Below are 14,963 nucleotides of genomic sequence, written 5' to 3'. Positions count from 1 at the left end.
GTCAGGAGTGGATGTTCTCCATCCGACCAAACCTGCGGCACGGAAGCGTCAGCCCCCGGGAGCAACTCCGCGTACCTCTTCGGTATGACACCGTACGGCGATCGCCGCCCCGTCCAGTAGGGGGAAGCCCGCACGAGGGGTCAGCCCGCGCGGTGCACCACCGCGTCGCACAGCTCCCGCAGCGCGGCCTTCGCATAGCCCTCGGGCAGCGGCGCCAGCGTGGCGCTCGCCTCCTGGGCGTACCGCACGGTGTCCCGCCTGGCCTGCTCCAGCGCAGGGTGGGCGCGCAGCCTGCGCAGCGCCTCGGCGTGCCGGGCGTCGTCGCTGAGGTCGCCGTCGAGCAGTTCGACGAGCTCCAGGTCCTCGGGCTTCTTCTCGGCCGCCGCCTGCGCCCGCAGATGGAGCACGGGAAGCGTCGGGATGCCCTCGCGCAGGTCGGTGCCCGGGGTCTTGCCGGACTCGTGGGAGTCGGAGGCGATGTCGAGTACGTCGTCGGCGAGCTGGAAGGCGACGCCGAGCCGCTCCCCGTACTGGGTGAGGATGTCGACCGCGGTCTCGTCGGCACCGGCCATCATCGCGCCGAACCGGCACGCCACGGCGACCAGCGAGCCGGTCTTGCCGCGCAGCACCTCCAGGTAGTGCTCGACCGGGGCGACGCCCTCGGCCGGCCCCGCGGTCTCCAGGATCTGGCCGGTGACCAGCCGCTCGAACGCCTCCGCCTGGATGCGCACGGCCTCCGGGCCGAGGTCGGCCAGTATGTGCGAGGCGCGGGCGAAGACGAAGTCCCCGGTCAGCACGGCCACCGAGTTGCCCCAGCGGCTGTTGGCGCTGTCCACGCCGCGGCGCACGTCCGCCTCGTCCATCACGTCGTCGTGGTAGAGCGTCGCGAGGTGGGTCAGCTCGACGACCACGGCGGCGGGCACCACGCCCGGCGCGTCCGGATCGCCGAACTGGGCGGCCAGCATCGCCAGCAGCGGCCGGAAACGCTTGCCCCCGGCGCGTACGAGATGCTGCGCGGCCTCCGTGATGAAGGGCACGCCGCTCTTGGTGGCATCGAGCAGCCCGGACTCGACAGCAGCCAGCCCGGCCTGGACATCGGCCTCAAGCGCCTGGTCCCGCGCGCTCAGCCCGAACGGCTCGACGACGGTCACGAGGGGGTCTCCTGTCTACTGACGATCACACGGAATGTCGATGTGTCGCTGTCATCACTCAAGTCAGCGTATCCGGTCCCCTTTGGATCGCCGTGGGCGCCTTCCCGCCACCGCCGGTATGTTCGGGATCAGCTCATACGATCAGGAGTTCTCCCTTTGTCCCACACGGCCACCGACACCGCACCGAGTCAGCCGCCGCCCGAAGACGACCATGCCTTTTTCGGCCAGCCACGCGGGCTGATGACCCTGTCCGGCCTGGAGGTCTGGGAACGCTTCTCGTTCCTGGGCATGCAGGCGATCCTTGTCCTCTACTTCGCGGACACGGTCGCCCATGGCGGGATGGGCATGGAGGCGGGGACCGCGGCGTCGGTCTCGGCCGCCTACGGCACCCTCGTCTACCTGGTCTCCGTGGCCGGGGGCTGGCTCGCCGACCGGATCCTCGGCTCCTACCGCGCGGTCCTGTACGGCGGAATCCTCATCGCCTGCGGGCATTACGCCATGGCGGTGCCCACCGACACCATGACCTGGGTCGGCCTCGGTCTGATCAGCGCCGGGACCGGTCTGCTCAAGCCCAATGTGGCGACCATGGTCGGCAAGCTCTACCGCACCGAGGACCAGCGCCGCGACGCGGGCTTCGCCCTCTATTACATGGGCATCAACATCGGGGCGTTCCTCGGCCCGCTGGTCACCGGCTGGCTCGGGGACCACGCGAGCTGGCACTGGGGCTTCTCGGCCGCCGCCTTCGGCATGACCCTCGGCCTGATCCAGTACGTCCTGGGCCGGCGTCACCTGGCCGGGCGAAAGCACAGCGCGGAATTCGCGCTGGCACCGGCACCCATGCGCCGCGCCGTCCGGCTGATCGTGGCCGGGGCCGTCGTGGTCGCCGCCGTCGCCACCGCGCTCGCCCTGGCGGGCCTGCTGACCATGGACCGCTTCGTCGACCTGCTCACCCTGATCTCGGTGATCGCGCCGGTCGTCTACTTCGTGGTGATGTTCCGCAGCCCCCGGGTCACCTCGGAGGAACGCGGCAGGCTGCGCCCGTACGTGGTGCTGTTCCTGGCCTCCGTCGTCTTCAACTTCATCCTCTTCCAGGCGTACTCGACGATGATGCTGCTCGCGTCGACCAACGCCCGTACCGAGATCCTCGGCTTCCACTTCCCGGCGAGCTGGTACGCCTCCGCGCTCGGCGCCTTCGAGGTCGCGCTCGCCCCGGTGGTCGCCGCCGTCTGGGCCCGGATGGGCCCGCGCCAGCCGCATGCCTCCAACAAGATCGCGATCGGGGTGATCCTCGGCGGACTGTCGTTCCTGCTGATGGTGGTGCCGACCTCGGGGCACACCGGCGACACCTACAGGATGGCCGCCTGGTGGATCGTCGGCTCGTACCTGCTGCTCGGCCTCGGCGACATCCTGCTGGAGACCTCCGGCATGTCCGCGACCACCAAGCTCGCCCCGAAGGCGTTCGCCAGCCAGACGATGGCCCTCTGGTTCCTCTCGCTGGCGCTCGCCAACGGCATCCAGGCCCAAGTCGTGAAGCTGTACGGCGAGGTCTCCAACCCCGCCTACTTCGGTGTCAATGGCGCGATCGCGGTGGTGGCCGGTGTGGCCGTGATCGCCGCCGCACCCTGGCTCAAGCGCACCATGCACCCCGTCCACTGAGGTACCGCCATGCACATCCGCACCACCTTCCCGTACGAGACCACCCATGAGGACGTCCGCATCCCGCTGCCGGACGGCACCCGGCTGTACGCCCGGATCTGGCGGCCCGTCACCGACGAACCGGTGCCCGCGCTGCTGGAGTACCTCCCCTACCGGCTGAGCGACTGGACGGCGCCGCGCGACTGGCAGCGCCACCCCTGGTACGCGGGCCACGGCTACGCCTCCGTCCGGGTGGACGTGCGGGGACACGGCAACAGCGAGGGGCTGCCGGGCGACGAGTACGACGCGACGGAGCTGGCCGACGGGGTCGCCGTCGTCCACTGGCTCGCACAGCAGGAGTGGTGCTCCGGCCGGGTCGGCATGTTCGGCATCTCGTGGGGCGGCTTCAACTCCCTCCAGATCGCCGCGCTGGCGCCCGAGCCGCTGAAGGCCGTCGTCACCGTCTGCTCGACCGACGACCGCTACGACAACGACGTCCACTACATGGGCGGCTCGGTCCTCGGCGTCGACATGCACGCCTGGGCGGCCACCATGCTGGCCTTCGTCTCCCGGCCGCCGGACCCGGCGCAGATCGGCGAGGGCTGGAAGGACATGTGGCTGGAGCGGCTGGAGACCGTCCAGCCCTTCATCCACACCTGGCTGGCGCACCAGACCCGCGACGACTACTGGAAGCACGGCAGCGTCTGCGAGGACTACTCCGCGATCCGGGCGAAGGTCCTCGCGGTGGGCGGCTGGCACGACCCGTACCGCGACACCGTCCTGCGGCTCGTCGAGCACCTGCCGGCGGACCGGGTCCGCGGGCTGATCGGGCCGTGGTCGCACCAGTACCCCGACCGGGGCCTGCCGCCGGGGCCGTCGATCGGCTTCCTCCAGGAGACGCTGCGCTGGTGGGACCAGCACCTGAAGGACGAGGACACCGGTGCGATGTCCGAGCCGCTGCTCCGGACCTGGATCAGCGACTCGCACCGGCCCGCCACGGTGTACGAGACGCTGCCGGGCCGCTGGGTGGGGGAGAACAGCTGGCCGTCGCCGGACGTCACACCGGTCGAGTACGCCCTCGGGGGCGGCCCGCAGATCGTCGACTCGCCGCAGCAGACCGGGCTGGACGCCGGGCGTTTCTTCCCGTTCGGCAACGACGCCGACCTGCCGCCCGACCAGCGCGACGAGGACGCCAAGTCGGTCTGCTTCGAGTTCCCGGTCGAGGGCGCCCCGATCGAGATCCTCGGCCGCCCCCGGGTGAAGCTGCGGATCCGGATGGACGTGCCGCGCGGCCAGGCCATCGCCCGGCTCTGCGACGTGGCGCCGGACGGCTCCTCCACGCTGGTCACCCGGGGCGCGCTCAACCTCGCCGCCCGCGACGGCCGCGACCGCGCCGAGGACTGGCCGGTGGGCGCCACCGAGGAGGTGACCTTCGAGCTGAACGGCATCGGGCACAGCTTCCCGCCCGGCCACCGGATCCGGCTCGCGGTCTCCTCCTCGTACTGGCCCTGGATCTGGCCGCAGGCCGGTTCGACGGGCTTCGTCCTGGACGCCGACGGCAGCCTCGTCGAACTGCCGGTGCGCCGGTCCGCCGGGGGCCCCGCGATCCGGTTCGAGGAGCCGGAGCAGTCGGAACCGCTCGGTGTCGTGTACCCGGTGACGCTCGACGAACAGCGCCCGGAGCGGCTGGTGGTCCGCGACGTCGCCAAGGGCGAATGGCGGCTGGAGGTCGATCCGCGCTACGGCGGCACCCGGGTCTACCCGGACGGCCTGGAGTTCACCGAGGACGCCCTGGAGACGTACACCATCCAGGAGGGCGACCCGCTCTCCGCACGCACCCGCTCCGACTGGGCGATCCGGCTGCACCGGCCGGAGATGGCGTGGGACGTGACGATCGAGACGCGCTCCGAGATCGGCGCGGACGACACCGACTTCATCACCTCCGACGAGGTGGTCTGCAAGGAGGGCGGCGAGGTCGTCTTCCACCGGACCTGGGAGAAGCGGATCCCCCGCACGGCCGGCTGAGCGCCCCGGCACCGGGCCCGGCGGCTCCGGCGTACGCGCCGGGGTGCCGCCGGGCCCGCCGTTCGCCGCCGTGCCCCGGCGCACCCCGGGCATGGCGGAACTTTCCGGTCATCAGGGGCGGTTGGGACACTCCCGCGAACAGGCGGCCCCGACGTAACGTGTCCCCCAAGCGACCTGGAAAGCGAGGCGGCAACACATGCCCGAGCAGAGCAGCCCGCTCGATCTGGCCGAGGGCGACCCCTTCGGTCCGCACAACCTTCCCTACGGAGTGTTCTCCACCCCCGACCACCCCGAGGACCGCCGGGTCGGCGTCCGCATCGGCAACCACGTGCTGGACGCCGGAGCCGCGGCGCACGCGCTCGGCTCGCCCTACGCGCAGCTCCTCGCGCAGCCCGACCTGACCGCACTGCTCTCGGCGGGCCGCACCGCCTGGCGGGACGTCCGGCGGGCGCTGACCGCGTGGGTGACGGTCCCGGCGCACCGCGCCGACATCGAACCGCTGCTGCACCCCGTCGACGCCGTGACGCTCCATCTGCCGTACGCGGTCGCGGACTACGTCGACTTCTACGCGAGCGAGAACCACGCCACCAACGTCGGAAAGATCTTCCGGCCGAACGCCGAGGCGCTGACGCCCAACTGGAAGCACCTCCCGATCGGCTACCACGGCCGGTCCGGCACGGTCGTCGTCTCGGGCACCGACGTGGTGCGCCCGTCGGGCCAGCGCAAGGCGCCCACCGATCCGGCCCCGGTCTTCGGCCCCTCCGTCAAGCTGGACATCGAGGCCGAGGTCGGCTTCGTCGTCGGCGTGGGCTCCGAACAGGGCCGCCCGGTCCCGCTCAGCGCCTTCCGCGACCATGTCTTCGGGCTCTGCCTGCTCAACGACTGGTCGGCACGGGACATCCAGGCCTGGGAGTACGTCCCGCTCGGCCCGTTCCTCGGCAAGTCCTTCGCCACCTCCGTATCGGCGTGGGTGACGCCGCTGGAGGCCCTGGAGTCCGCGCGGATCGCGCCCCCGGCCCGGGACTTCCCGCTGCTCCCCTATCTGGAGGACGCCGGTGAGGAGGAGGCCGGCGGTCTCGACCTGCGGATCACCGTCGCGATCAACGGACAGGTGGTCGCCGAGCCGCCGTTCGCCACGATGTACTGGACGGCGGCCCAGATGCTGGCCCAGATGACGGTGAACGGCGCGTCGCTGCGCACCGGCGACCTGTACGGCTCCGGCACGGTCAGCGGAGCCGAACCCGGCCGGCGCGGCTCGCTCCTGGAGCTGACCTGGAACGGCAGCGAGCCGCTGGACCTCCCGGACGGCAAGCGCACCTTCCTGGAGGACGGCGACACGGTGACGATGACCGCCTGGGCCCCGGGCCCGGACAACACCCGGGTCGGCCTCGGCGAGGTCACCGGACGGATCGTGCCCTCCGCATGACCGCGCCCGTCCCGGAGCTCACGCTCCCCGAGGAACTGCTGCTGCTCGCGCTGGACCCGCGGCGCGGCAGTCCCTGCTGCTCCGGCCGTTCCCTGGAGTACGGGACGGCGGGCGCGGTCCTGCGGGAGCTGGAGCTCCAGGGCCGGGTCACCGGAGAGGGCGGCCGGATACGGGTGCTGGACCCGCTCGCTCCGCCGGACCCGTTCCTCGCCCAGGTCCTGGGGAGCCTGTCGGCCCCGGGCGCGGGCCGGTACCCGGGCGACGCCGACACCCGGCGGTGGGTCCGGCAGACCGGCCGGTACGTCCAGGAGCTGTGCCTGGAACACCTGGTGCGCCGCTCGGTCCTGCGCAAGGAGACCCACCGCTTCCTCGGCCTGCTGCCGTACCACCGGCACCCCGCCGCGGACCCGGCCCTGTCGCTCGCCGTCCGCGACCGCTTCGCGGCCGCCGAGGCGGCCGGTTTCCCGGATCCGCGCGGCCGGACCCTGGCCGCCCTGGTCTCGGCGGTCGGCCTCTCGGGCGCGGTGGCCCGGGGCGGCCTGCGGAGCCGTTGGACGATGCAGGGCCTGGTGGACGAGGAGTGGACCGCGCACGCGGTGCACCGGAACGTCCGCCAGGACCGGGCGAACCGCAGACGCGGAAGCCACCTCAGCGGCGGGGGCGGGTCCTCCGGGGGCGACTGACCGAGGCGGACCGGCCCCGGGGAACACGCTGGTCAGCGGTGCGCGAGGCGTTCACACGTTCGGGGGAGCCATGCCCCGTTCCCGGCGGATACGCTGGAAAGTCCCGCGAGACTCCGCGTCATGGGAGCACTGACGAGCGTCGGACCCGAGGCCCCCGAGCCGCGGTGGGCGGTTCCGCCCGTGGGCGGCTGGACCGCCGATGACCTGGACACACTCCCCAATCTGCCTCCGCACACGGAGCTGATCGACGGGAGCCTTGTTTTCGTGGGTCCGCAGCCCCTGTTCCATCTGCGAACGGTCGACTTCTTCAATTGGCAGTTGCAGTCGCTGGTGCCGCATGACCTTGAAGTCGTGCGCGAGTTCACCATCGACATCGACCGCTACAACCGGCCCGAACCCGACGTGATCGTCGTGGACGGCGAGATCGTCCACGATCCGAGCCGGACCCGCTTCCCTGCCGAGTCCGTACAGCTGGCCATCGAGGTCGTTTGCCCGGAATCCCTGAACCGGGACCGGGAGACCAAGCCCGTGAAGTACGCGCGGGCGAAGATCCCCCACTACTGGCGGGTGGAGAACCACGACGGCCGGGCGGTGGTCTACGTCTTCGAGCTGGAGCCGTCGACCGGGGCCTACACCTCCACCGGGATCTTCCACGACCGGATGAAGGTCTCCGTCCCCTTCCCGGTCGATCTGGATCTCACCGCGATCACCACCCGCCGCCGGGCGGCGGACCCGCGGTAGGTCCGTCCGCCGCCCGGCCCCGTACCGCTCAGTCGTACTCGGGCGGCTCCTCGTCCCAGCCGAACTCCGGGTCCGCTTCGGGGGCCGCCGGGGTCGCCGGGGCCGGTGCGGGGGCGGCCGCGCGGGCCGGGGCCGGTTCCGCGGGGGCCTTCGCGGGCTCCGCCTCCCCGAACGTCGCCAGCACCTCCAGCACGCCCTCCCCGTACGTCGCCAGCTTCTTCTCGCCCAGGCCGCTGATCCCGCCCAGCGCGGAGACCGAGTCCGGCCGCACCGTCGCGATCTCGCGCAGCGTCGCGTCATGGAAGATGACGTACGCCGGGACGCCCTGCTCCTTCGCCTGGGCGCCCCGCCAGGCCCGCAGCGCCTCGAAGACCGGGACGGCCTCGGGAGCCAGCTCGGCGGCGGCCGCCCGCGACTTCGACGTGCGTTCCGCCTTGGTGGAGCGCGAGGCGGGCTTCGGGGCCTCCTTGCGCAGCAGTACGTCACGCTGCCGGCCGAGCACCGATCCGCTCTCCTCCGTGAGCACCAGCGTGCCGTACTCGCCCTCGACCGCGATCAGCCCCTGGGCGAGCAGCTGGCGCACGACACCACGCCATTCGGCCTCGGCCAGCTCCTCGCCGATGCCGAAGACCGAGAGCTGGTCGTGGTCGAACTGGATGACCTTGGCCGTCTTGCGGCCGAGCAGGATGTCGATGATCTGGCCCGCGCCGAACTTCTGCCCGCGCTCCCGCTTCAGCCGCACCACGGTCGACAGCAGCTTCTGCGCGGCCACCGTGCCGTCCCAGCTCTCGGGCGGGGTGAGGCAGGTGTCGCAGTTGCCGCAGTCCGCCGCGGTGGGCTCCTGGCCGAAGTACGTCAGCAGCTGGGCACGGCGGCACCGGACCGTCTCGCACAGGGCGAGCATCGAGTCGAGGTGGGAGGCCGCGCGGCGGCGGAACGCCTCGTCGCCCTCGCCGCCCTGGATGAGTTTGCGCTGCTGGACGACGTCCTGGAGTCCGTATGCCATCCAGGCCGTGGACGGCAGTCCGTCACGGCCGGCGCGGCCGGTCTCCTGGTAGTAGCCCTCGACCGACTTCGGCAGGTCGAGATGGGCGACGAAGCGTACGTCGGGCTTGTCGATGCCCATGCCGAAGGCGATGGTCGCGACGACGACCAGGCCCTCCTCGCGCAGGAACCGGGACTGGTGGGCGGCGCGCGTGCCCGCGTCGAGCCCCGCGTGGTACGGAACGGCCTCGATGCCGTTGCGGCAGAGGTACTCGGCGGTCTTCTCCGTCGAGTTGCGCGAGAGGCAGTAGACGATGCCCGCGTCCCCGGCGTGCTCGTCCTTGAGGAAGGAGAGCAGCTGCTTCTTCGGGTCGGCCTTCGGCACGATCCGGTACTGGATGTTGGGCCGGTCGAAGCTGGCGACGAAGTGCTTGGCGTCGGGCATGCCCAGACGCTGGGTGATCTCCTGGTGCGTGGCGTCGGTCGCGGTCGCCGTCAGGGCGATCCGCGGTACGTCGGGCCAGCGCTCGCCGAGGACGGAGAGGGCCAGGTAGTCGGGGCGGAAGTCGTGACCCCACTGGGCCACGCAGTGCGCCTCGTCGATCGCGAAGACGGAGATCTCGCCGCGCGAGAGCAGCGCGAGCGTGGAGTCCAGACGGAGCCGTTCCGGGGCCAGGTAGAGCAGGTCGAGTTCACCGGCGAGGAACTGGGCCTCCATCGAGCGGCGCTCGTCGAAGTCCTGGGTGGAGTTGACGAATCCGGCCCGCACGCCGAGCGCGCGCAGCGCGTCCACCTGGTCCTGCATCAGGGCGATCAGAGGGGAGACGACGATCCCCGTACCCGCTCTGACCAGGGACGGGATCTGGTAGCAGAGGGACTTGCCGCCACCGGTGGGCATGAGCACGACGGCGTCACCGCCGGACACCACATGGTCGACGATCGCTTCCTGCTCGCCGCGGAACGTCTCGTACCCGAACACCTTGTGCAGCGTCCGCCGTGCGTCGCTCTCGGTCGCATCCATGGTCCCGCCCGTCGTGCTCATCGCTCTTGTCCCCCGGGTCCGTCCCGCTCGTGCCGTGCTGCCGCCGTCCCCTGACACGATAGGCGCCGCCTACGACAACGCCGGACGGGCTTGACTTCTCAAGCCCGTCCGGCGTCGCTGCGACCGTGCGCGGTGTGCGCTACCTCACGAACACCCCGGCCTGGCCGGCCAGGTCCAGGAAGTACTGCGGGGCCAGGCCCAGCACCAGCGTGACCGCCACACCGACCGCGATCGTCGTCATCGTCAGCGGGGAGGGGACGGCGACCGTGGGGCCGTCCGCCTTGGGCTCGCTGAAGAACATCAGCACGATGACCCGGATGTAGAAGAACGCGGCGATCGCCGAGGAGATCACACCGACCACGACCAGTCCGCCCGCGCCGCCCTGGGCCGCGGCCTTGAAGACCGCGAACTTCCCGGCGAAGCCGGAGGTGAGCGGGATGCCGGCGAAGGCCAGCAGGAACACCGCGAAGACCGCGGCGACCAGCGGCGAGCGGCGGCCGAGCCCGGCCCACTTGGACAGATGCGTGGCCTCGCCGCCCGCGTCGCGCACCAGGGTGACGACGGCGAACGCGCCGACCGTCACGAAGGAGTACGCGCCCAGGTAGAAGAGGACCGACGAGATGCCGTCCGGGGTCGTCGCGATCACACCGGCGAGGATGAATCCGGCGTGGGCGATCGAGGAGTAGGCCAGCAGCCGCTTGATGTCGGTCTGGGTGATGGCGACGATCGCACCGCCCAGCATCGTGACGATCGCGACGGCCCACATCACCGGGCGCCAGTCCCAGGCGAGCCCCGGCAGCACCACGTACAGCAGGCGCAGCAGGGCACCGAACGCGGCGACCTTGGTGGCCGCGGCCATGAAGCCGGTGACCGGGGTCGGGGCGCCCTGGTAGACGTCCGGGGTCCACATGTGGAACGGGACGGCACCGACCTTGAAGAGCAGACCGGTCAGGATCATCGCGCCGCCGATCAGCAGCAGCGCGTCGTTGCCCATGGTGTCGGCGAGGGCCGGGTCGATCTGGGTGACGGAACCGTCGACCACATGGGCGATGGCCGCGTACGAGACGGAGCCCGCGTACCCGTAGAGCAGGGCGATCCCGAAGAGCAGGAACGCCGAGGAGAAGGCGCCGAGCAGGAAGTACTTCACCGCGGCCTCCTGCGACATCAGCCGCTTGCGGCGGGCGACGGCGCACAGGAGGTAGAGCGGGAGGGAGAAGACCTCCAGGGCCACGAAGAGCGTCAGCAGGTCGTTGGCCGCGGGGAAGACCAGCATCCCGGCCACCGAGAAGAGGACCAGCGGGAAGACCTCGGTGGTGGTGAATCCGGCCCTGACCGCGGCCTTCTCGCTGTCGCTGCCGGGGACCGAGGCGGCCTGGGCCGCGAAGGAGTCGACCTGGTTGCCGTGCGAGGCGGGGTCGAGCCGCCGCTCGGCGAAGGTGAAGACGGCGACCAGCGCGGTCAGCAGGATGGTGCCCTGCAGGAACAGCGTCGGGCCGTCGATCGCGAGGGCGCCCATCGCGGCGATGTGCGCCTTCGTCGTGCCGTATCCGCCGGCCGCCAGTCCGACGACCGCGGCGAACGCGGCGGCGAGGGCGACGACGGTGAGGAAGACCTGTGTGTGGTAGCGGGCCCGGCGCGGCACGAAGGCCTCGACGAGGACGCCCACCACGGCGACACCGATCACGATGAGGACCGGGGTCAGCTGGGTGTACTCGATGACCGGTGCCTTGAACTTCTCGGCCGGGGCGGCCGAGGTCATCCCGCCCGCCGTCGTCCACAGGCTGTGGACAGCTGTTGCGCTCACTTGGCGGCCTCCACCTCAGGCTGGGGGTCCTTCTTCTGGACGTCCGACATGGTGTGCTGCACCGCCGGGTTGACGATCTCGGTCAGCGGCTTCGGATAGACACCCAGGAAGAGCAGCAGCGCGATCAGCGGGAGGACCACCACCAGCTCCCGGACCTTGAGGTCCGCCATGCCCTGGACCTCGGCCTTCACCGGGCCCGTCATCGTCCGCTGGTAGAGGACGAGGACGTAGAGCGCGGCGAGCACGATGCCCGTCGTGGCGATGATGCCCGCCGCCGGATAGGCGCTGAACGCGCCGACCAGCACCAGGAACTCACTGACGAACGGGGCGAGTCCGGGCAGCGACAGGGTGGCCAGACCGCCGATCAGGAAGGTGCCGGCCAGGATCGGCGCCACCTTCTGCACCCCGCCGTAGTCGGCGATGAGCCGCGAGCCGCGCCGGGTGATCAGGAAGCCCGCCACCAGCATCAGGGCGGCGGTCGAGATGCCGTGGTTGACCATGTAGAGCGTGGCGCCGGACTGGCCCTGGCTGGTCATCGCGAAGATGCCCAGGATGATGAAGCCGAAGTGCGAGATCGACGCGTAGGCGATCAGGCGCTTGATGTCGCGCTGGCCGACGGCGAGCAGCGCCCCGTACACGATGCTGATCAGCGCCAGGACGATGATCACCGGCGTCGCCCACTTGCTGGCCTCCGGGAAGAGCTGGAGGCAGAAGCGGAGCATCGCGAAGGTGCCGACCTTGTCGACGACCGCGGTGATCAGGACGGCGACCGGGGAGGTCGCCTCGCCCATCGCGTTGGGCAGCCAGGTGTGCAGCGGCCACAGCGGGGCCTTCACCGCGAAGGCGAAGAAGAACCCGAGGAAGAGCCAGCGCTCGGTGCCGGTCGCCATGGAGAGCGAGCCGTTGGCGCGGGCCTCGGCGATCTCGGAGAGCGAGAACGTCCCCGCGACGACATAGAGCCCGATCACGGCGGCCAGCATGATGAGGCCGCCGACCAGGTTGTAGAGCAGGAACTTGACTGCGGCGTAGGAGCGTTGCGCCGCCGCGTTCTCGTCGCTGCCGGTGTGCGCCCGGTCCCCGAAGCCGCCGATGAGGAAGTACATCGGGATGAGCATGGCTTCGAAGAGGATGTAGAAGAGGAAGACGTCGGTGGCCTCGAAGGAGAGGATCACCATCGCCTCGACCATGAGGATCAGGGCGAAGAAGCCCTGGGTCGGGCGCCAGCGCGAGGACTTCGTCTCCAGGGGGTCGGCGTCGTGCCAGCCGGCCAGGATGACGAAGGGGATCAGCAGGGCGGTGAGCGCCATGAGCGCCACCCCGATGCCGTCCACGCCCAGTTCGTACCGGACGCCGAAGTCCTTGATCCAGGCGTGCGATTCGGTGAGCTGGTAGCGGGCGCCGCCGGGCTCGAAGCGGGCGAGCGCGACGCCCGCCAGGACGAGCGTGGCCAGCGAGAAGATCAGCGCCAGCCATTTGGCGGCGGTGCGCCGGGCGGCCGGGACGGCGGCGGTGGCGATCGCACCGATCGCCGGGAGCGCCGCCGTCGCTGTCAGGAGGGGAAAGGACATGGTGATCAGACCGCCCTCATCAGCAGGGTCGCGGCGATGAGAACCGCCGTACCGCCGAACATCGAGACCGCGTAGGAGCGGGCGTAGCCGTTCTGCAGCTTGCGCAGCCGGCCGGAGAGCCCGCCCATCGAGGCGGCCGTGCCGTTGACGACGCCGTCGACCAGGGTGTGGTCGACGTACACCAGGGAGCGGGTGAGGTGCTCGCCGCCGCGGACCAGGACCACATGGTTGAAGTCGTCCTGGAGGAGATCGCGGCGGGCGGCCCGGGTGAGCAGCGAGCCGCGCGGGGCGACGACCGGAACGGGCTTGCGTCCGTACATCGCCCAGGCGATGGCGACGCCGACGACGAGCACCACCATGGTGGCGGCGGTGACCGTCGTGGCGCTGACCGGGGCGTGTCCGTGGCTGTGGCCGGTGACCGGCTCCAGCCAGTTCAGGAAGCGGTCGCCGATGGAGAAGAAGCCTCCGGCGAAGACCGAGCCGAACGCCAGGACGATCATGGGGATGGTCATCGACTTCGGGGACTCGTGCGGATGCGGCTCGTGGCCGTCCGCGTCGGGCTGCCAGCGCTTCTCGCCGAAGAACGTCAGCAGCATCACGCGCGTCATGTAGAACGCGGTGATCGCGGCGCCCAGCAGGGTCACCGCCCCGAGGATCCAGCCCTCGGTGCCGCCCTTCGCGAAGGCCGCCTCGATGATCTTGTCCTTGGAGAAGAAGCCGGACAGGCCGGGGAAGCCGATGATCGCCAGATAGCCGAGGCCGAAGGTGACGAAGGTGACCGGCATGTACTTCCTGAGTCCGCCGAACTTCCGCATGTCGACCTCGTCGTTCATGCCGTGCATGACCGAACCGGCGCCGAGGAAGAGCCCGGCCTTGAAGAAGCCGTGCGTCACCAGGTGCATGATCGCGAAGACATAGCCGATCGGGCCGAGCCCGGCGGCCAGGATCATGTAGCCGATCTGCGACATCGTCGACCCGGCGAGGGCCTTCTTGATGTCGTCCTTCGCGCAACCGACGATCGCACCGAAGAGCAGCGTGACCGCCCCAACGACCACCACGACCAGCTGTGCGTCCGGCGCCGCGTCGAAGATCGCGCCGGAGCGGACGATGAGGTACACCCCCGCGGTCACCATGGTCGCGGCGTGGATGAGGGCCGAGACCGGGGTCGGGCCCTCCATCGCGTCGCCCAGCCAGGACTGCAGCGGCACCTGGGCCGACTTGCCGCAGGCCGCGAGCAGCAGCATCAGGCCGATCGCCGTCAGCTTGCCCTCGCTCGTCTGCCCCGTCGCTTCCAGGACGGGGCCGAAGGCGAAGGTGCCGAAGGTGGTGAACATCAGCATGATCGCGATCGACAGGCCCATGTCACCGACGCGGTTGACCAGGAATGCCTTCTTGGCGGCCGTGGCCGCGCTGGGCTTGTGCTGCCAGAAGCCGATGAGCAGGTACGACGCCAGACCGACGCCCTCCCACCCGAGGTACAGCAGCAGGTAGTTGTCGGCGACGACCAGGATCAGCATCGCCGCGAGGAACAGGTTCAGATAGCCGAAGAAGCGGCGCCGGCGCTCGTCGTGCTCCATGTAGCCGATCGAGTAGATGTGGATCAGGGTGCCCACACCGGTGATCAGCAGCACGAACGTCATCGACAGCTGGTCGAGCTGGAAGGCCACATCGGCCTGGAAGCCCTCGACCGGGATCCAGCTGAACAGCTTCTGGTGCAGCGTCCGGTCCTCGGCGCCCTTCCCCAGCATGTCCAGGAAGAGCACGACACCGACGACGAACGACGCGGCGGCGAGCAGGGTGCCGAGCCAGTGTCCGGCACGGTCCAGCCGTCGGCCGCCGCAGAGCAGGACCGCCGCTCCGAGCAGGGGCGCCGCCACGAGCAGCGCGATCAGGTTCTCCACGAT

10 protein-coding genes are annotated in these 14,963 nt (G+C 70.7%); 5 read left to right on the top strand and 5 right to left on the bottom strand.

What is annotated here, in order from left to right; genetic code table 11:
* Positions 1 to 140: 140 nt before the first annotated feature.
* Positions 141 to 1,151, bottom strand: coding sequence for a polyprenyl synthetase family protein (locus ACFVFH_RS05340; protein ID WP_383763762.1), 1,011 nt, complete (start codon positions 1,149 to 1,151; stop codon positions 141 to 143).
* Between the two features lie 156 nt (positions 1,152 to 1,307).
* On the opposite strand from ACFVFH_RS05340, the gene ACFVFH_RS05335 reads away from it, so the two are divergent.
* The 5 genes from ACFVFH_RS05335 to ACFVFH_RS05315 all read left to right on the top strand — a co-directional run bounded on the left by ACFVFH_RS05335 (position 1,308) and on the right by ACFVFH_RS05315 (position 7,661).
* The gene (locus ACFVFH_RS05335; RefSeq protein ID WP_383763759.1) at positions 1,308 to 2,807 is read left to right on the top strand and encodes a peptide MFS transporter; all 1,500 of its coding nucleotides are present in this window, start codon (positions 1,308 to 1,310) and stop codon (positions 2,805 to 2,807) included.
* A 9-nt stretch (positions 2,808 to 2,816) separates the two neighbouring features.
* Entirely contained in the window at positions 2,817 to 4,811 is a 1,995-nt protein-coding gene (locus ACFVFH_RS05330) for a CocE/NonD family hydrolase (RefSeq protein WP_383763756.1), read from the top strand.
* A 196-nt stretch (positions 4,812 to 5,007) separates the two neighbouring features.
* A complete protein-coding gene (fahA, locus tag ACFVFH_RS05325) occupies positions 5,008 to 6,237 on the top strand; it encodes a fumarylacetoacetase (RefSeq protein ID WP_383763753.1) in 1,230 nt (409 codons plus the stop codon).
* The gene (locus ACFVFH_RS05320; RefSeq protein WP_383763750.1) at positions 6,234 to 6,920 is read left to right on the top strand and encodes a GPP34 family phosphoprotein; all 687 of its coding nucleotides are present in this window, start codon (positions 6,234 to 6,236) and stop codon (positions 6,918 to 6,920) included. Before fahA ends, ACFVFH_RS05320 begins: the two co-directional genes overlap by 4 nt.
* 120 nt (positions 6,921 to 7,040) lie before the next feature.
* Complete coding sequence (locus ACFVFH_RS05315) at positions 7,041 to 7,661, top strand: Uma2 family endonuclease (protein ID WP_383763747.1); 621 nt, start codon at positions 7,041 to 7,043, stop codon at positions 7,659 to 7,661.
* A gap of 28 nt (positions 7,662 to 7,689) precedes the next feature.
* On the opposite strand, the gene recQ is transcribed toward ACFVFH_RS05315, so the two are convergent.
* From recQ to nuoL, 4 genes are all read right to left on the bottom strand, one after another.
* Entirely contained in the window at positions 7,690 to 9,687 is a 1,998-nt protein-coding gene (recQ, locus tag ACFVFH_RS05310; protein WP_383763744.1) for a DNA helicase RecQ, read from the bottom strand.
* 139 nt (positions 9,688 to 9,826) lie between these two features.
* Positions 9,827 to 11,491, bottom strand: coding sequence for an NADH-quinone oxidoreductase subunit NuoN (nuoN, locus tag ACFVFH_RS05305; RefSeq protein WP_383763741.1), 1,665 nt, complete (start codon positions 11,489 to 11,491; stop codon positions 9,827 to 9,829).
* Positions 11,488 to 13,059 carry an NADH-quinone oxidoreductase subunit M gene (locus ACFVFH_RS05300; protein WP_383763739.1) on the bottom strand — a complete coding sequence of 524 codons (1,572 nt, stop codon included), beginning with the start codon at positions 13,057 to 13,059 and terminating at the stop codon, positions 11,488 to 11,490. The genes nuoN and ACFVFH_RS05300 overlap by 4 nt, the downstream gene beginning before the upstream one ends.
* A gap of 5 nt (positions 13,060 to 13,064) precedes the next feature.
* Positions 13,065 to 14,960, bottom strand: coding sequence for an NADH-quinone oxidoreductase subunit L (gene nuoL / locus ACFVFH_RS05295; RefSeq protein ID WP_383763735.1), 1,896 nt, complete (start codon positions 14,958 to 14,960; stop codon positions 13,065 to 13,067).
* Between the last annotated feature and the right edge of the window lie 3 nt (positions 14,961 to 14,963).

Source organism: Streptomyces sp. NPDC057697 (genome assembly GCF_042799335.1).
Classification (GTDB): domain Bacteria; phylum Actinomycetota; class Actinomycetes; order Streptomycetales; family Streptomycetaceae; genus Streptomyces.
This window is presented reverse-complemented; position numbering and strand designations above follow the sequence as displayed.

Coding starts and splice junctions, on each gene's coding strand:
- ACFVFH_RS05300 (WP_383763739.1), bottom strand. CDS start 13,059: ATGTCCTTTCCCCTCCTGACAGCGACGGCGGCGCTCCCGGCGATCGGT.
- recQ (WP_383763744.1), bottom strand. CDS start 9,687: ATGAGCACGACGGGCGGGACCATGGATGCGACCGAGAGCGACGCACGG.
- ACFVFH_RS05315 (WP_383763747.1), top strand. CDS start 7,041: ATGGGAGCACTGACGAGCGTCGGACCCGAGGCCCCCGAGCCGCGGTGG.
- fahA (WP_383763753.1), top strand. CDS start 5,008: ATGCCCGAGCAGAGCAGCCCGCTCGATCTGGCCGAGGGCGACCCCTTC.
- ACFVFH_RS05320 (WP_383763750.1), top strand. CDS start 6,234: ATGACCGCGCCCGTCCCGGAGCTCACGCTCCCCGAGGAACTGCTGCTG.
- ACFVFH_RS05330 (WP_383763756.1), top strand. CDS start 2,817: ATGCACATCCGCACCACCTTCCCGTACGAGACCACCCATGAGGACGTC.